A 21788-nucleotide genomic window follows, 5' to 3' on the forward strand; every position below is an offset into this window, starting at 1 on the left:
TGGGGTGGCCCCCCCCCAGTGGTCGCGCCCCGGGGGGGGGGCGGGGGGCGGGGCCCCCGGGGGGGGGGGGCCCCCCCCCCGGGGGGGGGCGGGGCCGCCCCCCCCCCCCCCCCCCCCACCGGCTTGTTCCGTCATCGACCGCGTGTCACTTCTTACGGCCGCGCTTCTCCCGCACCCGTACCGAGATGTGGATCGGCGTTCCCTCGAAGCCGAACTCCTCGCGGAGCCTGCGCTCCACGAACCTCCGGTAGCCCGCCTCGATGAAGCCGGACGCGAAGAGCACGAACCGCGGCGGCCGGGTGCCCGCCTGCGTGCCGAACAGGATCCGCGGCTGCTTGCCGCCCCGGATCGGGTGCGGGTGCGCGGCGACGAGTTCGCCGAGGAAGGCGTTGAGCCTGCCGGTCGGCACGCGCGTCTCCCAGCCCGAGAGCGCCGTCTCGATCGCCGGGACCAGACGCTCCATGTGGCGTCCGGTGCGCGCCGAGACATTGACACGGGGCGCCCAGGCGATCTGTCCCAGCTCGGTCTCGATCTCGCGTTCCAGGTAGTAGCGGCGCTCCTCGTCGAGGGTGTCCCACTTGTTGAACGCGACGACCAGGGCCCGGCCCGCGTCGACGGCCATCGTGATGATGCGCTGGTCCTGGACACTGATGGACTCGCTGGTGTCGATCAGGACGACGGCGACCTCGGCCTTCTCCACGGCGGCGGCCGTACGGAGCGAGGCGTAGTAGTCGGCGCCCTCCTGGAGGTGGACGCGGCGCCGGATGCCGGCCGTGTCCACGAACTTCCAGACCGTGCCGCCGAGTTCGATGAGTTCGTCGACGGGGTCGCGGGTGGTGCCCGCGATCTCGTTGACGACGACGCGCTCCTCGCCCGCGACCTTGTTCAGCAGCGAGGACTTGCCGACGTTCGGGCGGCCGATCAGCGCGATCCGGCGCGGGCCGCCGACGGCGGTGCCGAAGGTCTGCTCGGGGGCCTCGGGCAGCGCCTCCAGGACGGCGTCGAGCATGTCGCCGGTGCCTCGGCCGTGCAGCGAGGAGACCGGGTGCGGCTCGCCGAGGCCCAGCGACCACAGCGCGGTGGCGTCGGCCTCGCCGCTCTGGCCGTCGACCTTGTTGGCGCAGAGCACGACGGGCTTGCCCGCGCGGCGCAGCAGCTTGACGACGGCCTCGTCGGTGTCGGTGGCGCCGACCGTGGAGTCCACGACGAAGACCACCGCGTCGGCGGCCTCGATCGCGTACTCGGCCTGGGCGGCGACGGCCGCGTCGAGACCGAGGACGTCCTGCTCCCAGCCGCCGGTGTCGACGACCTTGAAGCGGCGCCCGGCCCACTCGGCCTCGTAGGTGACGCGGTCGCGCGTGACGCCGGGCTTGTCCTGGACGACGGCCTCACGGCGGCCGATGATCCGGTTCACCAGGGTCGACTTGCCGACATTGGGGCGGCCGACGACCGCGAGGACGGGCAGCGGGCCGTGCCCGGCCTCGTCGATCGCGCCCTCGATCTCCTCGGGGTCGAAGCCTTCGTGGGTGGCCAGCTCCATGAACTCCGAGTACTCGGCGTCGCCAAGCTCTCCGTGCTCGTCGCCGGAGGAGGAGTCGATCTGGTCGTTCATGAAGTCCGTACCTCGTTCATCGTGATCGGTGCACCGCGCCAGCGCGGTGCACTACTCAAGTCCTGCCCGGCGCCCGGTGAGGCGTCGGGCGTTGTCCAGATGGGCGGTGAGCCGCTTCTGGATCCGCAGCGTGGCGTCGTCCATCGCCCGCCGCGTGCGCCGGCCGCTGCGGTCACCCGCCTCGAACGCCTCCCCGAAGACGACGTCGATACGGCTGCGCAGCGGCGGCAGCGCCGATATCAGCCGCCCGCGCCGGTCCGTGCTCCCCAGCACCGCCACCGGGACGATCGGCGCCCCGGTGCGTACGGCGAAGTACGCGAGCCCGGACCGCAGCGAGGCGAAGTCGCCCTCTCCTCTGCTGCCCTCGGGGAAGATCCCCAGGACCCCGCCGCTCTGGAGCACGCCGAGCGCGTCCGTGACGGCGGCGCGGTCGGTGGTCTCACGGTCCACCTTCAGCTGTCCGATGGACAGCAGGAACGGGTCGAGCGGACCGATGAAGGCTTCTTTCTTGATCAGGAAGTGCACGGGCCTGGGCGCGGTGCCCATCAGCATCGGCCCGTCGATGTTGTGCGCGTGGTTGACGGCGAGGATCACCGGGCCGGTCGCGGGGACCCGCCAGGCGCCGAGTACCCGTGGCTTCCACAGGCCGTACATCAGTCCGATGCCGATGCCGCGGCCGACCGCCGCGCCTTTCGGGGAGGGTGCGGTCACCGGGCCGCCCGCTTCTCCTCGACCAGGGTGACGACGCACTCGATGACCTGCTGGAGCGTGAGGTCGGTGGTGTCCACCTCGACCGCGTCGGCCGCCTTGGCCAGCGGGGACGTCTTACGGCTGGAGTCGATGGCGTCCCGCTTGACCAGCGCTTCCCTGGTGGCGGCGAGGTCCGAGGCCTCCTTGCCCTTGAGTTCGCCGCTGCGGCGCGCGGCGCGCGCCTCGGGCGAGGCGGTGAGGAAGACCTTCAGGTCGGCGTCGGGCAGCACGGTCGTGCCGATGTCACGGCCCTCGACGACGATGCCGTTCACGGCGCCGGCGGCGATGGAGCGCTGGAGCCGGGTGATGACGGTCCGTACCTCGGGGACGGCGCTGACCGCGCTGACCTTGGCCGTGACCTCCTGGGTGCGGATGGGGCCCGAGGCGTCCGCGCCGTCGACGGTGATGGTCGGGTTCGCCGCGTCGGTGCCGGACACGATGACCGGCTTGTCGGCCGCCGTGGCGACGGCCGTGGGGTCCTGGACGTCGACACCGTTGCTGATCATCCACCAGGTGATCGCCCGGTACTGCGCGCCCGTGTCCAGGTAGCTCAGTCCGAGCTGGGTGGCCACGGACCGGGACGTGCTCGACTTGCCGGTACCCGCGGGCCCGTCGATGGCGACGATCACGGCGGCCGGGGCGGTCCTGGCGTCGGTTGCAGCGGTTTCCACGGGGGCGGACACCTTCCTGGTTCACGGGGCGCGGAGTCGTACGCGACGTGCGTCGCGGATGAGTCTCGGGACGTTCGGGGGGTCGTTTTCCAACGCCCAGACGTCAGTACGCCCCCGCACAAGGTTACCGAGTGCTGGGGCCGTCCCCGACCCGCCCGCGAAAGGGCGCCCGCGCACCGGCCTGCGGACCGGGTGCGCGGGCCGGTGCGCGGGCTTCGTCAGCGGCGGATCGACCAGCCGCGCTCGCGCAGTGCCGCGCTCAGGACGGGGGCCGCGGCGGGCTCCACCATCAGCTGCACCAGGCCCGCCTCCTGCCCGGTGGCGTGCTCGATCCGGACGTCCTCGATGTTGACCCCGACGCTCCCGGCGTCCGCGAAGATACGGGCCAGCTCGCCCGGCCGGTCGCTGATCAGGACGGCCACCGTCTCGTACGACGCCGGGGCGGCGCCGTGCTTGCCCGGCACCCGTACGCGGCCCGCGTTGCCGCGCCGCAGGACGTCCTCGATGCCCTCGGTGCCGCCGCGCCGCTTCGCCTCGTCGGCGGACTGGAGCGCCCGCAGCGCCTCGACGGTCTCGTCCAGGTCGGCTGCCACGCCCGCGAGCACGTCGGCGACCGGCCCCGGATTCGCCGTAAGGATCTCGACCCACATCCGGGGGTCGGAGGCGGCGATGCGGGTGACGTCGCGGATGCCCTGGCCGCAGAGCCGTACGGCCGCCTCGTCGGCGTCCTCCAGACGGGCGGCGACCATCGACGAGATCAGCTGCGGGGTGTGCGAGACGAGGGCGACGGCCCGGTCGTGGGCGTCGGCGTCCATGACCACCGGCACCGCGCGGCAGAGCGCGACCAGTTCGAGTGCGAGGTTCAGCACCTCGGTGTCGGTGCCGGGCATGGGGGTCAGCACCCACGGGCGGCCCTCGAAGAGGTCGGCGGTCGCGGCGAGCGGTCCTGAGCTCTCCTTGCCGGCCATCGGATGCGTACCGATGTACGCGCCCAGGTCGAGGCCCAGCGCCTCCAGCTCGCGCCGGGGGCCGCCCTTGACGCTGGCGACGTCCAGGTAGCCGCGCGCGCTGCCCGCACGCATGGCGGCGGCGAGCGTGGTGGCGGTGTGGGCGGGCGGTACGGCGACGATCGCGAGGTCGACGGGTCCGGGCGGCGGCTCCTCGGTGCCGGCGCCGAGCGCCGCCGCCGTACGCGTCCTGGCCGGGTCGTGGTCCACGAGGTGGACGGTGACGCCCCGGCCGGCGAGGGTCAGCGCGGCCGAGGTGCCGATCAGGCCGGTGCCGATGACGAGGGCGGTTCTCACTGGGCGATGTCCTTGCGGAGGGCTGCCGCGGCGCCGAGGTAGACGTGCGCGATCTCGGATCGGGGGAGGTCGGACTCGATATGGGCGAGGATACGGACGACGCGCGGCATGGCGCCCTCGATGTCCAGCTCCTGCGCGCAGATCAGCGGGACGTCCACGATGCCGATGCCGCGCGCTGCGGCGGCCGGGAAGTCGCTGTGCAGGTCGGGGGTGGCCGTGAACCAGATGCTGATGAGGTCGTCCGCCTTGAGGCCGTTGCGCTCCAGGATGGCGGTGAGCAGCAGGGCGACCTGCTCGTCCATGTGCCCCGGCTCGTCCCGCTCCAGTTGGACGGCCCCTCGGACAGCGCGTACCGGCACGTCGTGCTCCTCGTCCCGCTCAGTGATCGTGTACTCCGTCCAGGTTAGACAGATGAGCGGCGGTACGGCCTGGGCGACCGTTGCGCGAGACAACCGGGAGGTGTCCGGGGCGGGGCCTCCCGTACTCTGCGTGCGTATGAGACCCGACGACCTCGTACGCGACCACACCGTCTACGCGTGCGTCATGGGCTCCCGCGCCTTCGGTCTGGCGACCGAGGGCAGTGACACCGACCGCCGGGGTGTGTTCCAGGCGCCGACGCCGCTCTACTGGGGCTTCGAGAAGCCGCCGACGCATGTCGACGGGCCGGCCGATGAGCAGTTCTCCTGGGAGCTGGAGCGTTTCTGCCACCTCGCGCTGCGGAGCAATCCGGGTGTCCTCGAATGTCTGCACTCGCCGCTGGTCGAGCACGCCGACGACACGGGCCGCGAACTCCTCGGCCTTCGCGACGCGTTCCTCTCCCGGCAGGCCCACGAGACCTTCGTCCGCTACGCGATGGGCCAGCGCAAGAAGCTGGAGGCGGACATCCGGCAGCACGGGGCGCCCCGCTGGAAGCACGCCATGCATCTGCTGCGGCTGCTCGGCTGCTGCCGTGACCTGCTGCGTACGGGGCGCCTGGTCATCGATGTCGGCGAGCAGCGCGAGCCGCTGCTCGCGGTCAAGCGGGGCGAGGTGCCGTGGGCGGAGGTGGAGCGGCGGATGAACCGGCTCGGCGAGGAGGCGGACGCCGCGCTCGCCGGTACGCCTCTGCCGGCCGGGCCCGACCGTGCGCGCGTGGAGGCCTTCGTGATCCGCGCGCGGCGGGCGTCAGCGCTCCAGGCGGGTGCGGACGACGAGGTCGTGAAGGGCCTCGTAACCGGCCGGGGAGTCGGGTAGCCGCGTCTCGGCCCTGGCCTCGGCCAGGACCTCGTGGAGCGCGTCCACGTCGCTCCGCAGCCGGGCCGGGGCGAGGCCCGTCGCCGCACCGTGTTCGGCCTCCGCCTTGGCCTCGATCAGGTCGGGCAGATAGTCGGGCGCGCTCACCTCGGCGAGCAGCGTGGGCAGATGGGCCTGCACCTCGCCGCTGCGCATCAGATGGACGCCGGTGAGCAGCGCCCTGAACGTGTAGAGCAGCGGCTTGAGTTCGCCGGTCTTCTCGAAGAGGCGCCACTGGGTCGCGGCGAATCCCCGGTAGTGGTGGGCGTGGTGGCCGGTGAGCACGCCGGGCGCGAGCGCGAGCAGTTCGCGATGCGCGTCCGTCGAGTGGACTATCAGCGGCGAGTGCAGCTGTTCCAGTACGTAGCCGTTGCGCCGCATCATCATGCGGACGAACTTCCGCAGGTCATGGCTGACGAGGTCCATCTCCACGCCGTCGTGGTCCCACATCCGCGACCGGGTCTCGTCCGGCTCGTGCAGTCCGATGAGTTCTGCCACCGGCAGCAGATGGGCGCCGCGCAGGTCGACGTCGGAGTCGGTGGAGGGAAAGCCGTAGAGGTGGGCGCCGGAGACGGTGGCGAACAGCAGCGGATCCGACTCCTCGGCGAGGACCGGGCCGAGGTCGGCCGTCGGCAGCCCGGCCCGCTCCAGGCGGCGGGCGCGCTCGGTGGCGGGCTCGTCGAGGAAGTGGGCGAAGTGGCCGTTGTCCACCGTGTGTTCGTCATCCATACGCATGGATCAAGCGTCCCAGAGTGCCCCCAGTTCCAGCAGCTCCTCGCGGTACTCGATCCGGTCCGCCCACTCCTTCGGCCAGGCGCCCGCCCCGAGGTACGCGCCCGCGAAGGCGCCCGTCAGGCAGGCGATCGAGTCCGAGTCGCCCTTGGTGCAGGCGGCCCGGCGCAGCGCGGTGACGGGCTCGTCGGGGAAGATCAGGAAGCAGAGCAGCCCGGTGGCGAACGCCTCTTCGGCGATCCAGCCGTCGCCGGTCGCCAGGCACGGGTCGGTCTCGGGTGACGGGTCACGCAGGGCCTGTTGGAGGCGTTCGAGCACGCCCAGGCACTCGTCCCAGCCCCGCTCGATGAAGTGTTCGGGGGTCGGGTCCTGGCTGTGGGTCCACAGGTCGCCGAGCCAGTCGTGGTGGTAGCGGGACCGGTTCTCGTACGCGTACGAGCGCAGCAGGCCGACCAGGCCCAGCGGTTCGGCCCCCCGGGCCAGCAGATGCACGGCATGCGCCGTGAGGTCGGAGGCGGCCAGGGCGGTCGGGTGGCCGTGGGTGAGGGCGGACTGCAACTGGGCGGCGCCCGACCGCTGTTCGGTGCTCAGGCCAGGGGCGAGGCCGATGGGCGCGACCCGCATGTTGGCGCCGCAGCCCTTGGAGCCGATCTGGCTGGCCTGCTGCCAGGGGCGGTCGCCGTCCAGAAGGTGACAGGCCGTCAGGCAGGTGTTGCCCGGGGCCCGGTTGTTCTGCGGGTCGTGGTACCAGTCGACGAACTCCGCGCGTACCGGCGGCTCCAGGACTTCCGGTCCGAGCGGACCCCGGTCCATGGCGGTGCGCAGACCGCGGCCGAGCGCGAGCGTCATCTGCGTGTCGTCGCTGACGATCGCGGGCTTCAGCAGCGGCATCTCCCGCCACGGACCGAACTTGGCGAGGATCGACGGCACGTCGTTGAACTCGGTGGGGAAGCCGAGCGCGTCACCGAGCGCGAGCCCGGTCATGGCGCCGGTGGCGGCTCCTTTGGAGGCGTTCTCCGTGGAGTTCATGGGGTGGTCCGTCCTTCCGGTCGAAGCAGTGGCGGGTGGAGCGCGGTGGCGGTGCCCGCGCGGTAGAGGGCGGCCGGTTTGCCCCGTCCGCCGGTGCGGCGCGGCGGGCCTTCCACCGGTTCGACGAAGCCGGGTGATGTCAGTACCTTGCGGCGGAAGTTGGGCGGGTCGAGCGCGACGCCCCAGACCGTCTCGTAGACCTGCCGCAGCTCCCCAAGGGTGAACTCGGGCGGGCAGAACGCCGTGGCGAGGCAGGTGTATTCGAGCTTGGCCCCGATACGGCGCCGGCCGTCGGCGAGGATCAGCCCGTGGTCGAAGGCGAGTCGGCCGGGCACGTCGTTCTCGTGGGGGGCATAGCGGGTCCAGCGGGCCCGCACGGCGTCGCCGCCGCCGCGCGGCTCGGGGAGGTCGGGCACGAGCGCGGTGTACGCGACGGAGACGACACGCATCCGGGGGTCGCGGTCCGGGTCGCTGTACGTACACAGCTGCTCGGGCCGCAGTCCGGCGAGGGTGTCCGCCGACAGGCCGGTCTCCTCGGCGAGTTCACGCCGTGCCGCCTCTTCGGCGGACTCCCGGGGCCGTACGAATCCGCCGGGCAGTGCCCACCGGCCCCGGTACGGCTCCTCGCCGCGTTCGACGAGGAGGACATGGAGACGGTTCTCGCGGACGGTGAAGACGGCGAGGTCGACGGTGACGGCGAACGGTACGAAGTCGGCGGGGTCGTAGTTCTCGGGAACGCCCGGCCGTTGGGGGGTCATCTGGTCTCCGGCAGGGGTGCGGCGAAGTGCCAGCCCTGCCCCAGCAGTGCGTCCACCGCGGCCACGGCCTCGCCGAGCCGCTTCTCGTGCGGCCCTTCGAGCGTCACGAACGTCCGCCCCGTACGCGTCAGTTCGTCCCTGAAGCGGCCGGTCATCCAGGGCCGCAGCTCCTCACCGTCCCGCAGCCCGTCGTCCTCGAAGGCCACGCCCTCATGGCCGGTCAGCAGCCACAGGTGGTGCGGCACACGGTCGGCGACCTCCTCGACGTGCGGGTTCCGGCCGCCCACGTACCGCTCGTGCCAGACGGTGGTGGCGAAGGAGTCGGTGTCGCAGAAGAGGACGGGTGAGCCGGCGCGGGCCGCGGCCTCCTCCCTCTCGTTCTGCCGCTCGGCGATCAACGGGAAGTCCTCGGTGGCGAATTCGACGTCCTCCCACTGCGCGCCGGGCCATCGCCCGCGCAGGTCGGCCAGCTTCCGCTCGCTGAACTCCCGTCCGTACTCGGCGACGCAGAGAGTACGGGCCCAGACACCGCCGCGCGCCCGGTAGTGCTCGGTGAGGGCCCGCGCGAGGGTGGTGGTCCCGGTGGACTCGGCCCCGAGCACCACGACGCGGCGGGTGAGCGCGGCCCGGACCGGCGGGGCGAGGTGGTCCCAGCAGCCGACCGGGTCCTTGCGGACGGCCGTGCCCGACACCGGGTGGAGCGTGCGGTCCGGGTCCACGAGGACGGACTCGGCGCCGAAGCGGCGGGCGAGTTCGCCGCCGTACGACTCCGAGGTGAAGACGGCTTCCACGGGCTCGGGGACGGCCGCGCGGAAGACCGCCATGTGCGCGTCCCAGATGGCGGGGTCGTTCAGATCCATGCGGGTGTCGTCGACGGCGCCCACGACCCGGACGTCCGGGTGGACCTCGCGCATCCAGGCGACGCGGTCGGCGAGCGGCACCGACTCCACGGAGGCGGCGCAGACGAGGACCGTGAGCCGTTCGCAGCGGTCGCGGGCGGTCCGTACGAGATGGTGGTGGCCCGCGTGCGGCGGGTAGAACTTGCCGAGCACCAGGCCGTGTTCGTAGCGCTCGCTCATGCCCCGCACCTCTCGCTCACGCCGCGACCTCCAGCGGTCCGGACTGGCGCCGGTCCAGGTCCCGCGACCAGTTGCGCAGTCCGATGACGCACAGCGTCAGGAAGCCGACGTACAGGATCGACGTCAGATACAGGTCCTTGTGCGCGTAGAGCGGGATGTAGACGACGTCGGCCGCGATCCACAGCCACCACGACTCCAGGCGCTTGCGACACTGCCCGTATGTGGCCATCAGCGACAGCGCGGTGGTGACGGCGTCCCAGAACGGCACCGTGGAGGAGGTCTGGTGGTCGAGGAGCAGCGTCAGCCCGAGAGTTCCCATCGCCCCCGCCGCGAGCAGCCAGCCCCACTCGGTGCGCGTCGTGCGCCGCACCGGGAGGTATGACGAGCCTGGGCCACCCCCGTGGGTCCAGGTCCACCAGCCGTACACGGCGAGGGCGATGAAGACGACCTGCAGTCCGGCGTCGGCGTACAGGCCGGCCTGGGTGAACAGCAGGATGAAGAACAGGTTGTTGGCGATACCGATCGGCCAGTTGGCGAGGTGCTGGCGGGCGACGAGCCAGACACAGAGCGCGCCGCTGCCGAAGCCGAGCACCTCGGTCCAGCTCACCGGGGTGTCGAGAACGGTCACCAGCGGCTGCTGCAAAGGGTCGATGAAATCCGCCAGGCTCACGCCCGCCTCCTTAATGGTCATACTGACTATAAAGGTGAACGGGCCCACTCCACAAGCGGAAAAGCCCGCGGCCTGTGGCCACGGGCTTCCTTCGAACGGGTCTGGCTACAGGCCGACTTCCTTCATCAGCATGCCGACCTCGGTGTTGGTGAGGCGGCGCAGCCAGCCGGACTTCTGGTCCCCCAGCGGGATCGGCCCGAACGCCGTCCGGACCAGGCGGTCCACCGGGAAGCCCGCCTCGGAGAGCATGCGGCGCACGATGTGCTTGCGGCCCTCGTGGAGGACCACCTCGACCAGATAGTTCTTCCCGGTGTTCTCCACGACACGGAAGTGGTCGGCGCGGGCGTAGCCGTCCTCCAACTGGATGCCGTCCTTGAGCCGCTTGCCCAGATCGCGCGGCAACGGGCCCTGGACGGCGGCGAGATACGTCTTCTTCACGCCGTACCTGGGGTGCGTGAGGCGGTGGGCGAGCTCACCGTGGTTGGTGAGCAGGATGATGCCCTCGGTCTCGGTGTCCAGTCGGCCCACATGGAACAGCCGGGTCTCGCGGTTGGTGACGTAGTCGCCGAGGTTCTGCCTGCCGTCCGGGTCGCCCATCGTGGAGACGACACCGGCGGGCTTGTTCAGCGCGAAGAAGAGATACGACTGGGTGGCCACGGTCAGCCCGTCGACCTTGATCTCGTCCCGCTGCGGGTCGACCCGCATGCCCTGCTCCATGACGATCTCACCGTTGACCTCGACGCGCGCCTGCTCGATCAGCTCCTCGCAGGCCCGGCGCGAACCCATACCCGCCCGCGCCAGGATCTTCTGCAGCCGCTCGCCCTCCTGCTCGGCGCCCGGATGGGTCTTCGGGGTCCTGATCTCCGGCTTTTCGGCGTACCGGTCACGGTTGCGCTGCTCGATCTTGGCGTCCAGCTCACGCGGGCGGGCGGGCTTGCCCTGAAAACGGCGCTGGGCCGCCGCGCTCGGGGCCTTGGGGCCGCCCTTGGCGCCGCCGCGAGCCGACGCGCCACGGCCGCCACCGCCGGAGCCGCCCTGGCCACCACCCTGGCCGCCACCGGGACCGCCGGAGCGCCCGACGTCGTAACGGCGCTCCTCGGGACGCGGCGTGCCCTCACGCTTCGGCTGCTTGTCACCGCGGGCGCCGCCGCTGCCGCCGCGACCGCCGCCCGCCCGCGACTGGGGCTTGCCGCCCGCGGCTCCCCGGCCGCCGCCACCGCTCCGGTTGCCGCTACCGCTGCCGCTGCCGCTGCCGCTGCCGCTGTTCCTGCCGTTGCTTCGCATCACATGTCCGTCTTGTCGTCTGCGTGAGTCTCCGGCGCGTACGGTGCGTCCGGATCGAACGACGGAACGCCTTCCAGGGTGTCGGCCTCGATCGCGTCCGCCTCCGGAAGGAAGGGCGCGAGTTCCGGTAGCTCGTCCAGACCGCGCAGGCCCATCCGCTCCAGGAAATAGTTCGTCGTCCTGTACAGGATCGCACCTGTTTCGGGTTCCGCTCCCGCCTCCTCGACCAGACCGCGCTGGAGGAGGGTCCGCATGACCCCGTCACAGTTCACTCCGCGTACGGCCGAGACCCGCGACCGGCTGACCGGCTGGCGGTACGCCACGACCGCCAGGGTCTCCAGCGCGGCCTGGGTCAGCCGGGCCTGCTGGCCGTCGAGTACGAAGCCCTCGACGGCCTCCGCGTACTCCGGCCGCGAGTAGAAACGCCAGCCGCCCGCGACGAGCCGCAGCTCGAACCCGCGCCGCTGGACGGTGTACTCGTCGGCCAGCTCGCGCAGCGCGTCGGCGACGGCCCGGCGCGGCCGGTCCAGGACCTTGGCCAGGTGCTCCTCGGTCGCGGGCTCGTCGACGACCATGAGGACCGCCTCCAGGGCGGGCCCCAGATCGAGGTCGGCGACCGTCCGGTGCTCGTTCACGCCTTCTCCTCGCTCGCGTCCTTCGGGTCCTTCGGGTCCTTCGCGTCCTCTGCGTCCTTTCCGTCCGTCACGGGGTCGGGCGGGCGGTCGAACTCGTCCGTCACCCGCGGCAGCTCGTCGTCGTTCCCGCCCGTCCAGCGCACCATGAGCGGTCCCAAGGCCTCGTCCTGGTCCAGGGCGACGGCCTTCTCCCGGTACAGCTCCAGCAGCGCGAGAAAGCGCGCCACGACGGTGAGCGTGTCCGGAGCGTCCTCGGTGAGTGTCAGGAAACTCACTTCACCGGCGGCCCGCAGCAGCCCCACGACGATGCCCGCCTGCTCCTGGACGGAGACCAGCGGCGCGTGGATGTGGTCGATGTAGACCTGCGGCTTGGGCTTGGGCTGCATCGCCTTGACCGCGAGCTTCGCGAAACCCTCGGGGCCGATGCTGATGACGACCTCGGGGAGCAGCGCGGCGTGATGCGGCTCCAGCCCGACGGTACGGGGGTAGCGCCGTGACTCGGAGTCCAGCCGGTCGCTGAGGATCTCGGCGATCTGCTTGTACGCGCGGTACTGGAGCAGCCTGGCGAAGAGCAGGTCCCTGGCCTCCAGCAGCGCCAGGTCGCCCTCGTCCTCCACCTCGGCGGACGGCAGCAGGCGCGCGGCCTTGAGGTCGAGGAGCGTGGCGGCGACGACCAGGAACTCGGTGGTCTGGTCGAGGTCCCAGTCGGGGCCCATGGCGCGGATGTGCACCATGAACTCGTCGGTGACCTTGGAGAGCGCGACCTCGGTGACGTCCATCTTGTGCTTCGAGATGAGCTGGAGGAGCAGATCGAACGGCCCCTCGAAGTTCGCCAGCCGAACGGTGAACCGCCCGTCGTCGGGCTCGGGCTCGGGTTCGGCGTCGGCGTCAGGCTCGGGGTCGGCATCGGGCTCGGCTACGAGTACGGGCTCGGGCTCCGCCTCGGCTGCGGGCTCCGGTAGCCGTACGGCCTCCGGCACGGGCGCCGGCTCCGGCACCGCGGGCTCCACGACCACCGGCAACGTCGGTACCACCGGCAACACCGCCTCCGCCACCGGCCGTTCCGGCGCCGCGCCCGCCGCCCCCGGCCCGCGGCCCAGCGCACGGCGGGACGGGCGGGCTGTGGAGTCGTCGGTCGGCGGCATGGCGGTCCTGGGGGCGGGAGGTGAGCGGGCTCGGCCCGCCGAGGCTACCCTTCAGCGCCCGCGCAGGCGCCGTACGAGAATGCTCGCGTCGCCGCGCGACTCCAGGTCGGCGAGGACCACGGCGACCGCCTCGCGGACGATCCGCCCCCGGTCCACGGCCAGCCCGTGCTCGCCCCGCAGCACCAGACGCGCGTGCTCCAGGTCCATCAGCTCCTCGGCGGAGACGTAGACCGTGATCTTCTCGTCGTGCCGTTCGCGCCCGCTGGGGCGGCGGTTGGCTCCTCGGCCCCCTCGGCGGCGCTGGCCGCCCTGCTGGCCGACGGTGGGCGTACCACCGGCTCCACCACTGCTGCCGCCGCCGTCCTGCGCCCCCTTCGGCCGGCGCCGCTGCTCCTGCTCGGGCGCGCGGCTGCGGGACGTCGCCGACGAGTCCGCGTCGGTCGCCGAGTGCTCCTGGGCCGGTGCCGGTGCCGCCGTCTGCGCGGCTCCCGGCTGCTCGGCCCCCTGGTCGCCCTCCTGGGCCGGTGCCGGGACCCGCGGCTCACCGTTCGCGGTACGCCGCCGGTCCCCCGGTGAGGAAGCCTGGAGCGCCATGCCCCCGGTCGTACGGAACAGCTCGTCGGCCCCGGGCAGACTCACTCGGCGTGACACCGGGCGAGCACCTCCCTGGCGAGCTGGCGGTAGGCGGCGGCGCCGACGGAGTTGGAGGCGTAGGTGGTGATGGGCTCACCGGCGACCGTGGTCTCCGGGAAGCGCACGGTCCGGCCGATCACCGTGTGGTACACGTGATCGTCGAAGGCCTCGACGACCCGCGCCAGGACCTCGCGGGAGTGCACCGTGCGGGAGTCGTACATCGTGGCGAGGATGCCGTCGAGCTCCAGCTCCGGGTTGAGCCGCTCCTGGACCTTCTCGATGGTCTCGGTGAGCAGGGCCACACCGCGCAGCGCGAAGAACTCGCACTCCAGCGGGACGATCACCTTGTGGGCGGCGGTCAGCGCGTTCACGGTCAGCAGACCGAGCGAGGGCTGGCAGTCGATCACGATGTAGTCGTAGTCCTGCATCAGCGGCTTGAGCGCCCGCTGGAGCGTGGACTCCCTGGCGACCTCGCTCACCAGCTGCACCTCGGCGGCCGAGAGGTCGATGTTGCTCGGGAGCAGGTCCATGTTGGGCACGGCGGTCTTCAGAAGCACCTCGTCGGCCGACATGCCCCGCTCCATGAGCAGGTTGTAGACCGTGAGGTCCAGCTCCATCGGGTTGACGCCGAGACCGACGGACAGGGCGCCCTGCGGGTCGAAGTCGACGAGCAGGACGCGTCGGCCGTACTCCGCGAGCGCGGCGCCCAGGTTGATGGTCGACGTGGTCTTGCCGACGCCGCCCTTCTGGTTGCACATCGCGATGATCTTCGCGGGGCCGTGGTCGGTGACCGGGCCGGGGATCGGGAAGTACGGCAGGGGACGCCCGGTCGGGCCGATTCGCTCACGGCGCTGGCGTGCGGCGTCGGGGGCGAGGGTGGCCGCGTACTCGGGGTCGGGCTCGTACTCGGCGTCGGGGTCGTAGAAGTGCCCCTCGGGCACCGCGTCGAAGTCGGCGAAGTGGGTGGACTCTCGGCCACTCTCGTTGCCGGCCATGGCGTTCACGTGTTGGCCGTCCATCGTCTGGTGGGCTGTCGTCATGTGCTGATGGGTCGTGAAGGTGCGGACAGCGACGGAGCCGACGGCCTCTAGCCCGGACGACGGGCTCTGGTGGCTCAGCGCAGGCATTCCTGGTTGACCACCCCCGGGAGTAAATGTCGACTCATTCACAAGTCGTCTTACCTCCTTGGACGTGACCAGGAAACTTATCGATAGGTCAGCGTGGCACCATGCCGACGGTTGGCGACTCTATGGCGTGTCACCACTCCGCAGCAACACAATCCGCCGGACCCGGCCCGATGTGTCGGCAACCGAACACCCTTGTGTCAAGGGCGTGCAAGCCTCCGTCGAGGCGTTTCACAGGGGTGGATAAGGGTTAAAGGGTTACGTTCGAGGCGAGTTGAGCGCGGGCCCGGACGTGGCGGGACACACAGCCGGCCGGACCTTGCCGAGCAAGATCCGGCCGGGGGCGTGAGGTTGACGGACGCCGTTGACGGGTCAGGCGAGAACGGTGGCCAGTTCGGTGTACGGAAGGCCGTGCGCCTCGGCCACGGAACCGTAAGTGACCTGCCCGTCATGGGTGTTGAGGCCCTTGGCGAGCGCCGGGTCCCGGCGCAGCGCCTCGGTCCAGCCGTGGTTGGCGAGGGCCACGATGTAGGGAAGCGTGGCGTTGGTCAGCGCGTAGGTGGAGGTGTTCGGCACGGCACCGGGCATGTTGGCGACGCAGTAGAAGACCGAGTCGTGGATCCGGAAGGTCGGCTCGGCGTGGGTGGTGGGGTGCGAATCCTCGAAGCAGCCACCCTGATCGATTGCAATGTCGACAAGTACACTTCCGGGCTTCATCTTGGCCACGAGCGCGTTGGTGACCAACTTCGGGGCCTTCGCTCCGGGGATCAGAACGGCGCCGATGACGAGGTCGGCCTCGACGACCGCGCGCTCCAGTTCGTACGTGTTGGAGACGATCGTCTGCACCTTCGTACCGAAGATCCTGTCGGCCTCGCGCAGCTTGTCGATGTCCCGGTCGAGGAGCGTCACATGGAAGCCCATGCCGACGGCGATCTGGGTGGCGTTCCAGCCGGAGACACCGCCGCCGATGACGACGGCGCGGCCCGGAGCCGTACCGGGGACACCGCCGGGGAGCACGCCACGGCCGCCGACCGAGCGCATCAGGTGGTAGGCGCCGACCTGGGGGGCCAGCCGGCCCGCGACCTCGGACATCGGGGCGAGCAGCGGGAGCCGGCGGTTCGCGGTCTCGACCGTCTCGTACGCGATGGCGGTGGCGCGCGACTTCAGGAGGGCGTCCGTGCACTCGCGGGAGGCGGCGAGGTGCAGATACGTGAAGAGGGTCTGGTCCTTGCGGAGGCGGTGGTACTCCTCGGCGATGGGCTCCTTGACCTTCAGTACGAGGTCGGCGGTGGCCCAGACCTCGTCGGCGGTGGGCAGGATCCTGGCGCCGGCCGCGGTGAACTCGGCGTCCGTGATGGAGGAGCCGGCGCCGGCGTTCCGCTCGATGACGACCTGATGACCGTGGCGCACGAGCTCGTGCACTCCGGCGGGGGTGATGGCCACCCGGAACTCGTTGTTCTTGACCTCGCGGGGGATGCCGACGAGCACGGTGATCACGGTCCTTGGCTCAGGGGTTACACGGGCAATGCCCCCGAACCCATACGCGCGCGGCGCATCGGAAGGCATCGCTGCTGATTACGACAGAGCCAGTCTAATGAAGGACTTCCCGCTGTCTAGCCTTGCAAAGCATCAACCTTCAGCCGAGGTGCTACGGATTTCGTAGGCGGAGGGGTCAGTTCCGAGCAGACGATCGGAGGCGTTGCGGTGCAGTCGGGCCGCCGTCGGATCGCCGAGGCGGTCCAGCGTGTCCGCGAGCCGCAGCTCCAGCGCGGCCTGGAGGTGGGGGTCGCCCGCCAGCCGGGCCAGCTCCACGGCCTCCTGGCAGGTGTGCAGCGACTCCTCGGGACGGCCCGCGTACTCCTGGACCCTGGCCACCTCGATGAGCGCGCGGGCCTGGCCGGGGAGGTCCTGGAGCCTGCGGTGGCCCGCCGCCGCGGCACGCCAGTGGCGCAGCGCCTCGACGTAGCTGCCCGCGTGGGTGTGGACGGTGCCGAGCCGTCCGTACAGCCGCGCCTCGTCCGCTCGCTCCTCCCGGCTGAGCCGCTGCGCGAGGGCGCGGCCGTACCAGTCGGCGGCGCGGTGCCAGTCCTGGAGTTCCTGGTAGGCGCCGCCTACGGATTCCATCGCGCGGCCGGTGGCGTAGTGGTCGTTCGCGGCCCTTCCGGCGTCCAGGGCGGACCGGTAGCGGGCCAGCGCGTCGTACGTACGGCCCGACCGGGCGTCCAGGTCGCCGATGTTGAGGAGCGCGGCGCCCTCTTCGCGGTGCAGTCCCTGGCGCTCGGCGACACCGAGGACGAGCTGGTGGAGCCCGTACAGGTCCGGCGCGGCGGCGTCCGTGCCCTGGTGTGCGGCGAGTGCCCTGACGAGGGCGGAGACCAGTCTGCGGGCGAGCGTGTCCAGCGCGCCGTCGGCCACGGCGAGCCGGGCGGACGCGAGGAGGGCCGGTCTGCGGGACGCCAGCCAGTCGGCGGCGGCCGGGGCGGTCGGGAAGCGCACGGCGCGGGGCAGCGCGGCGAGCTTCTTACGGGCCGGGGAGCCGTCGGGCTCGGTGACGGCGCGGCAGGACTGGAGCAGCCGTACGGTCCGCTCCAGCATCCGGGCCCTGGCGAGCTGCACCTCGGCGGGCCGGTCCTTCGCGTCCATCAGCGCGCGCATCATCGGGGCGAGGGAGCCGGGAATCTCGTACTGCCCGCCCGCCGGGCGGAGCAGGTTCAGCGCGGCGAGGTCGTCCAGCGCCGCCCCGGCGGCCGAGACGGAGCAGCCGGCCAGCGCGGAAGCGGTGTGGGCGTCGGCGAGTCCGGCGGGGGCGAGTGAGAGCAGTCGCAGCATCCCGGCGGTGGAGTGCGGCAGCCCCTCGTACACGAACCGGAAGGCACGCGCCAACGCGCGGGCGCCCTGCGGCTGTTCGGGATCTCCGGGGAGGGAGCGCAGCCGCTTGGCGACATCGGCGACGGAGATCATGGGGTTGGCGGCCAGCCAGCCGCCGACGAGGGCGAGCGCGGTGGGCTGACCGCCGCACTCCTCGGCGAGGGACTCGGCGGCCTGCGGGTCGACGGTGATCCGTACGGATCCGGTGAAGGCGCCGAGCAGTTCGATGGCGGACTTGGCGTCCAGGCCGCCGATGGTGCAGGGGCGGACGTCGGGGATACCGGTGAGCGGGCCGCACGCGACGGCGATGACGAGACAGTCCGGGTTCTCCGGGAGCAGGAGGTCGACCTGCTCGGCGTCGTGGGCGTCGTCGAGGAGCAGCAGGACGCGTCGTACGGCCAGCGCCTCGCGCACCATGTCGGACAGCTCGTCCTCACCGGCGCCGGGTGGAACGTCGATCCCGAACCGGCCGAGGAGGTCGCGCGCGGTGCGCTCGACGGGCACAGGCTCCCCGCCGGGCTCGGTGAGCCGGATGTGCAACACGCCGTCGGGATACCGCCGCCCCACCTGCCGCGCCAACTCCCGCGCCAGCGCGGTCCGCCCGGCACCGCGCTGCCCGGCGATGAGCAACACCCGCGTGTGGGCGTCCCTGCGCCCGGCGATGGTATTGAGCCCGGCCCGCTCGATGTCGCTGTGCAGGGCCTTCAACTCCCGCTGCCGCCCGAAGAATCCGGGGTCGGGGTCGGGGTCGGGGTTCTGCGGGGCCGGGCGGGGGCGACGGGGTCGCGGGGCGGGGGGCACCAGGGGGCGGGGGGTGTCCGGCGGGCTGGTCTCCGGCGGCGGGGCGACATGCGCGTCGACCTGTTCGGGCGCCTCGCCGGCGCCGTCCGCCGGAGCCGATGCGTCGGCCCCGCCCGCGTCGCCCAGCGCCACGGTCGCCGAGGCCCGGCCCGTGACCACCCGCGCGGCGGCGTGCGCCTCGGCCTTTCGAGCGCCGCCCGACTTCCCGCTCCCGCCGCCCGCCCTGCGGGCGCCGGTCGCCCGCCTCGCATCCGCTTCGGCACCGCCCCCCGACGCACGCGACGCCGACTTCTTACGCCCGCCGGAGGCCAGGGGCGCCGTAACCGGGGCATCCGTCTCCGACCCACCGTCAGCAGCGGTCCTCGACCCGCGCGGGGACGACTTCTTGCGCGCGCCGGAGGCCGGGGCGTCGGCCGCCGTCTTGCGGGCAGCGGTCCGGCGCGGGCGGGCGGCCGGGCGTGGTGCGGGGGGATCCGGTGTTCGGGCTTCGGACTCGGTGGTCGGCGGCGAGTCGGGGGCGCGGCGAGCGGGCTTCTTGCGTCGGGCAGCCGTCCCGCCCGCGGGCGGAGTCGACGGGACGTCAGGGGCCGCCCGCGCGGTGGTACTCCGGCGGCGGCGTGGGGGGTCCGGTGGTGGCGGGTCCATGGGAGCCGGGCCGCCGTTCACGTCCACCGCCTGGTCCGTCACGGCCACGCTCCTTCCCCTGCCCGTCGGCGGGGTGCGCACGAGTCCCGGCGGGTGTCCGCACGGGTGATTCGAGCCTAGTTCACGCTGCGCGACGGACCCGGCGGCGCGCGGCCACAAATCCCCCAATCGGATCAGCAGTTCGTCCTACTGATCCCTCACGCCTCGAACGGCCGCGCCGGCCACTCCGCGTCCGCCGGACGCAGGGCGTCCAGCCCGTCCCCCGCCAGCGCCGCCGTCAGCGACATCACACCCACGACGAGCGCGTTGTTGTGCAGCTCCCCCGCGAGCACTCCCCGTACCAGCTCCGCCAGCGGCACCCGCGCCTGCTCCATGTCCGCCTCCTCCTCGGAGACCTCGAAGCGCTCGCCCTCCGCCTCCGACAGATCACGCGCCAGGAAGATCCGCACGGACTCGTCGCAGCCGCCCGGCGTCGTGTAGACGTCCGTCAGCACCCGCCAGTCCTCCGCCTTGACGTGCGCCTCCTCGTACAGCTCGCGCTGCGCCGCGTGCAGCGGGTTCTCGCCGGGGATGTCGAGCAGCCCGGCCGGGATCTCCCACAGCTTCTGGCGGACGGGGTGCCGGTACTGACGCAGGACCAGTACGCGGTCCGACCCGTCCAGGGCGAGGATCGCGACCGAACCCGGATGGACCTGGTAGTCGCGGTGGACGACCGAGCCGTCGGGCATCACCACGTCGTCCGTACGGACGCTGGTCTTGTTGCCCCGGAACGGTGTCGCCGTGGCCGTGATCCGCCACTCCTCGGGGGTGTCCTTGATCGCCATCGAAACTTCCTCCACACACGCCCACACAGCGGAAACCGAGGCACGGATCCCGGTGCCGGGAGGGCCGTACCTCGGTCCACGTTATCGCTTCGGATCCAGGGACTACGCGCCCTGCTGACGCTCCACCGCGGCCTTGACCAGGCCCGCGAACAGCGGGTGCGGCCTCGTCGGACGCGACCGCAGCTCCGGGTGCGCCTGGGTGGCGACGAGGTACGGGTGCGTGGTGCGCGGGTACTCCACGTACTCGACGAGCTTGTTGTCGGGCGACGTGCCCGAGAAGACGAGACCCGCCTTCTTCTCGAGCTCCGCGCGGTACGTGTTGTTGACCTCGTAGCGGTGCCGGTGGCGCTCCTCCACGTACGGCTGGTCCTCGTAGACGCCGCGCACGATGGAGCCCTCCGTGAGCTTCGCCGGGTAGAGCCCCAGGCGCATCGTGCCGCCCAGGTCGCCGGCGCCTTCCACGTACGCCAGCTGCTCCTCCATCGTGGAGATCACCGGGTGCGCCGTGGCGGCGTCGAACTCCGTGGAGTTGGCGTCCGGGTTGTCCAGGAGGTTGCGCGCGGCCTCGATGATGATGCACTGGAGGCCGAGGCAGATCCCCAGCAATGGGATCCCTTGTTCGCGGGCGTACTGGATCGCCCCGACCTTGCCGGTCACCCCCCGCTCGCCGAATCCGCCGGGGATCAGGATCCCGTCGACGTCCCCGAGCTGGCGCGCCGCGCCCGCGGGCGTCTTGCAGTCGTCCGAGGTGACCCACTTGACCCTGACGCGCGCCTTGTTGGCGAAGCCGCCCGCCCGCAGCGCCTCCGTCACCGACAGATACGCGTCGGGCAGGTCGATGTACTTGCCGACGAGCGCGACGGTGACCTCGTGGTCGGGGTTGTGGACCCGGTCCAGCAGGTCGTCCCAGACCGTCCAGTCCACGTCGCGGAACGGCAGGTCCAGCTTCCGTACGACGTACGCGTCCAGGCCCTCGGTGTGCAGCACCTTCGGGATGTCGTAGATGGACTTGGCGTCGATCGCCGCGACCACGGCAGCCTCGTCCACGTCGCACATCAGCGAGATCTTGCGCTTGATGGAGAGCGGCACCTCGCGGTCGGCGCGCAGCACGATCGCGTCCGGCTGGATACCGATGCTGCGCAGCGCGGCGACCGAGTGCTGCGTCGGCTTGGTCTTCAGCTCGCCGGAGGGGCCGATGTACGGGAGCAGCGAGATGTGCACGACGAAGACGTTGTCGCGGCCCACCTCGTGGCGGACCTGGCGGACGGTCTCCAGGAACGGCTGCGACTCGATGTCGCCGACCGTGCCGCCGACCTCCGTGATGACGACGTCGACGTCGTCGGTCGCCGCGCGCCGGATGCGGTGCTTGATCTCGTTGGTGATGTGCGGAATGACCTGGACGGTGTCGCCGAGGTATTCGCCGCGCCGCTCCTTGGCGATGACCGTCGAGTAGACCTGGCCGGTGGTGACGTTGGCCGAGCCGTCGAGGTCGACGTCCAGGAAGCGCTCGTAGTGCCCGATGTCCAGGTCGGTCTCGGCGCCGTCGTTGGTGACGAACACCTCACCGTGCTGGAAGGGGTTCATCGTGCCGGGGTCGACGTTCAGATACGGGTCGAGCTTCTGCATGGTGACCCGCAGGCCACGCGCTTTGAGGAGGGCCCCCAGGCTGGAGGCGGTCAGGCCCTTGCCGAGGGAGGAAGCGACGCCCCCGGTGACGAAGATGTGCTTGGTCGTCGAGGAGGTCGTGGATCGGTTCGGCATGGCCAAGAGGGGGCTCCCGTGGTCGCGGTCTGAGGTGCGTACCGACGCCCCTGTCCGGTGGATCACCGGTGGGACCGGAGGATCTGGAGGGGTGTCGTCGCTGCGGTTCGGGGCCCCTGCGAAGTGCTGGGGGGCCATCCGCCCACGGGCCACCAGGGTATCAGCGACGACGGGGGGACGTTCCCGGCGAC

20 protein-coding genes are annotated in these 21788 nt (G+C 71.8%); 1 reads left to right on the forward strand and 19 read right to left on the reverse strand.

The genetic code is table 11. From position 1 onward, the window contains the following. Positions 1 to 145: 145 nt before the first annotated feature. From der to aroH, 5 genes are all read right to left on the reverse strand, one after another. Positions 146 to 1612 (reverse strand): ribosome biogenesis GTPase Der, encoded by a 1467-nt coding sequence (der, locus tag ACIBLA_RS13800; RefSeq protein WP_399198643.1) that lies wholly within the window; start codon positions 1610 to 1612, stop codon positions 146 to 148. Between the two features lie 51 nt (positions 1613 to 1663). Beyond that, positions 1664 to 2362, reverse strand: coding sequence for a lysophospholipid acyltransferase family protein (locus tag ACIBLA_RS13805; RefSeq protein ID WP_399198644.1), 699 nt, complete (start codon positions 2360 to 2362; stop codon positions 1664 to 1666). After that, positions 2320 to 3045, reverse strand: coding sequence for a (d)CMP kinase (gene cmk / locus ACIBLA_RS13810; RefSeq protein WP_363245718.1), 726 nt, complete (start codon positions 3043 to 3045; stop codon positions 2320 to 2322). Before cmk ends, ACIBLA_RS13805 begins: the two co-directional genes overlap by 43 nt. A gap of 206 nt (positions 3046 to 3251) precedes the next feature. After that, positions 3252 to 4337 carry a prephenate dehydrogenase gene (locus tag ACIBLA_RS13815; protein WP_363245717.1) on the reverse strand — a complete coding sequence of 362 codons (1086 nt, stop codon included), beginning with the start codon at positions 4335 to 4337 and terminating at the stop codon, positions 3252 to 3254. After that, positions 4334 to 4696, reverse strand: a complete 363-nt coding sequence (gene aroH, locus ACIBLA_RS13820) for a chorismate mutase (protein WP_363245723.1) — start codon at positions 4694 to 4696, stop codon at positions 4334 to 4336. The genes ACIBLA_RS13815 and aroH overlap by 4 nt, the downstream gene beginning before the upstream one ends. A gap of 136 nt (positions 4697 to 4832) precedes the next feature. Here aroH and ACIBLA_RS13825 point away from each other — a divergent pair, with 136 nt between their 5' ends. Beyond that, positions 4833 to 5570: a DNA polymerase beta superfamily protein gene (locus ACIBLA_RS13825; protein WP_363245716.1), complete on the forward strand. Its 738-nt coding sequence runs from the start codon at positions 4833 to 4835 to the stop codon at positions 5568 to 5570. On the opposite strand, the gene ACIBLA_RS13830 is transcribed toward ACIBLA_RS13825, so the two are convergent. The 14 genes from ACIBLA_RS13830 to ACIBLA_RS13895 form a co-directional block, all read right to left on the reverse strand. Beyond that, positions 5502 to 6344 carry a DNA polymerase beta superfamily protein gene (locus ACIBLA_RS13830; RefSeq protein WP_363245715.1) on the reverse strand — a complete coding sequence of 281 codons (843 nt, stop codon included), beginning with the start codon at positions 6342 to 6344 and terminating at the stop codon, positions 5502 to 5504. The two genes, ACIBLA_RS13825 and ACIBLA_RS13830, sit on opposite strands and share 69 nt — an antisense overlap. Positions 6345 to 6347: 3 nt before the next feature. Continuing rightward, positions 6348 to 7370, reverse strand: coding sequence for an ADP-ribosylglycohydrolase family protein (locus ACIBLA_RS13835; RefSeq protein ID WP_399198645.1), 1023 nt, complete (start codon positions 7368 to 7370; stop codon positions 6348 to 6350). Beyond that, positions 7367 to 8128, reverse strand: coding sequence for an NUDIX hydrolase (locus ACIBLA_RS13840; RefSeq protein WP_399198646.1), 762 nt, complete (start codon positions 8126 to 8128; stop codon positions 7367 to 7369). Before ACIBLA_RS13840 ends, ACIBLA_RS13835 begins: the two co-directional genes overlap by 4 nt. Beyond that, positions 8125 to 9207, reverse strand: a complete 1083-nt coding sequence (locus tag ACIBLA_RS13845) for an AAA family ATPase (RefSeq protein ID WP_399198647.1) — start codon at positions 9205 to 9207, stop codon at positions 8125 to 8127. The genes ACIBLA_RS13840 and ACIBLA_RS13845 overlap by 4 nt, the downstream gene beginning before the upstream one ends. Before the next feature lie 16 nt (positions 9208 to 9223). Beyond that, complete coding sequence (gene pnuC / locus ACIBLA_RS13850; protein ID WP_399198648.1) at positions 9224 to 9877, reverse strand: nicotinamide riboside transporter PnuC; 654 nt, start codon at positions 9875 to 9877, stop codon at positions 9224 to 9226. 105 nt (positions 9878 to 9982) lie between these two features. Beyond that, on the reverse strand, positions 9983 to 11161 hold the full coding sequence (locus ACIBLA_RS13855; protein WP_399198650.1) for a pseudouridine synthase: 1179 nt from the start codon (positions 11159 to 11161) through the stop codon (positions 9983 to 9985). After that, on the reverse strand, positions 11161 to 11796 hold the full coding sequence (gene scpB / locus ACIBLA_RS13860) for an SMC-Scp complex subunit ScpB (RefSeq protein ID WP_363245708.1): 636 nt from the start codon (positions 11794 to 11796) through the stop codon (positions 11161 to 11163). The genes ACIBLA_RS13855 and scpB overlap by 1 nt, the downstream gene beginning before the upstream one ends. Next, positions 11793 to 12941 carry a segregation and condensation protein A gene (locus ACIBLA_RS13865; protein ID WP_399198651.1) on the reverse strand — a complete coding sequence of 383 codons (1149 nt, stop codon included), beginning with the start codon at positions 12939 to 12941 and terminating at the stop codon, positions 11793 to 11795. Before ACIBLA_RS13865 ends, scpB begins: the two co-directional genes overlap by 4 nt. A 51-nt stretch (positions 12942 to 12992) precedes the next feature. After that, a complete protein-coding gene (locus ACIBLA_RS13870) occupies positions 12993 to 13580 on the reverse strand; it encodes a hypothetical protein (protein WP_363245706.1) in 588 nt (195 codons plus the stop codon). Beyond that, on the reverse strand, positions 13577 to 14701 hold the full coding sequence (locus tag ACIBLA_RS13875; protein WP_363245705.1) for a ParA family protein: 1125 nt from the start codon (positions 14699 to 14701) through the stop codon (positions 13577 to 13579). The genes ACIBLA_RS13870 and ACIBLA_RS13875 overlap by 4 nt, the downstream gene beginning before the upstream one ends. 369 nt (positions 14702 to 15070) lie before the next feature. Further along, positions 15071 to 16186 carry an alanine dehydrogenase gene (gene ald / locus ACIBLA_RS13880; protein WP_363245722.1) on the reverse strand — a complete coding sequence of 372 codons (1116 nt, stop codon included), beginning with the start codon at positions 16184 to 16186 and terminating at the stop codon, positions 15071 to 15073. Positions 16187 to 16327: 141 nt separating this feature from the next. Then, positions 16328 to 18274 carry a tetratricopeptide repeat protein gene (locus tag ACIBLA_RS13885; protein WP_399198675.1) on the reverse strand — a complete coding sequence of 649 codons (1947 nt, stop codon included), beginning with the start codon at positions 18272 to 18274 and terminating at the stop codon, positions 16328 to 16330. A gap of 935 nt (positions 18275 to 19209) precedes the next feature. Beyond that, positions 19210 to 19836, reverse strand: a complete 627-nt coding sequence (locus ACIBLA_RS13890; RefSeq protein ID WP_363245704.1) for an NUDIX hydrolase — start codon at positions 19834 to 19836, stop codon at positions 19210 to 19212. Between the two features lie 102 nt (positions 19837 to 19938). Next, complete coding sequence (locus tag ACIBLA_RS13895; protein ID WP_363245703.1) at positions 19939 to 21597, reverse strand: CTP synthase; 1659 nt, start codon at positions 21595 to 21597, stop codon at positions 19939 to 19941. Positions 21598 to 21788 lie beyond the last annotated feature (191 nt).

It is taken from the genome of Streptomyces sp. NPDC050433, assembly GCF_044458565.1.
In the GTDB taxonomy this organism is placed as follows: domain Bacteria; phylum Actinomycetota; class Actinomycetes; order Streptomycetales; family Streptomycetaceae; genus Streptomyces.

What these genes read in the sequence shown, in the direction of transcription:
- ACIBLA_RS13835 (WP_399198645.1), bottom strand. Translation starts at nt 7,370, where the DNA reads ATGAACTCCACGGAGAACGCCTCCAAAGGAGCCGCCACCGGCGCCATG.
- ACIBLA_RS13895 (WP_363245703.1), bottom strand. Translation starts at nt 21,597, where the DNA reads ATGCCGAACCGATCCACGACCTCCTCGACGACCAAGCACATCTTCGTC.
- ACIBLA_RS13890 (WP_363245704.1), bottom strand. Translation starts at nt 19,836, where the DNA reads ATGGCGATCAAGGACACCCCCGAGGAGTGGCGGATCACGGCCACGGCG.
- ACIBLA_RS13840 (WP_399198646.1), bottom strand. Translation starts at nt 8,128, where the DNA reads ATGACCCCCCAACGGCCGGGCGTTCCCGAGAACTACGACCCCGCCGAC.
- ACIBLA_RS13865 (WP_399198651.1), bottom strand. Translation starts at nt 12,941, where the DNA reads ATGCCGCCGACCGACGACTCCACAGCCCGCCCGTCCCGCCGTGCGCTG.
- ACIBLA_RS13855 (WP_399198650.1), bottom strand. Translation starts at nt 11,161, where the DNA reads ATGCGAAGCAACGGCAGGAACAGCGGCAGCGGCAGCGGCAGCGGCAGC.
- ACIBLA_RS13845 (WP_399198647.1), bottom strand. Translation starts at nt 9,207, where the DNA reads ATGAGCGAGCGCTACGAACACGGCCTGGTGCTCGGCAAGTTCTACCCG.
- ACIBLA_RS13875 (WP_363245705.1), bottom strand. Translation starts at nt 14,701, where the DNA reads ATGCCTGCGCTGAGCCACCAGAGCCCGTCGTCCGGGCTAGAGGCCGTC.
- der (WP_399198643.1), bottom strand. Translation starts at nt 1,612, where the DNA reads ATGAACGACCAGATCGACTCCTCCTCCGGCGACGAGCACGGAGAGCTT.
- ACIBLA_RS13830 (WP_363245715.1), bottom strand. Translation starts at nt 6,344, where the DNA reads ATGCGTATGGATGACGAACACACGGTGGACAACGGCCACTTCGCCCAC.
- ACIBLA_RS13825 (WP_363245716.1), top strand. Translation starts at nt 4,833, where the DNA reads ATGAGACCCGACGACCTCGTACGCGACCACACCGTCTACGCGTGCGTC.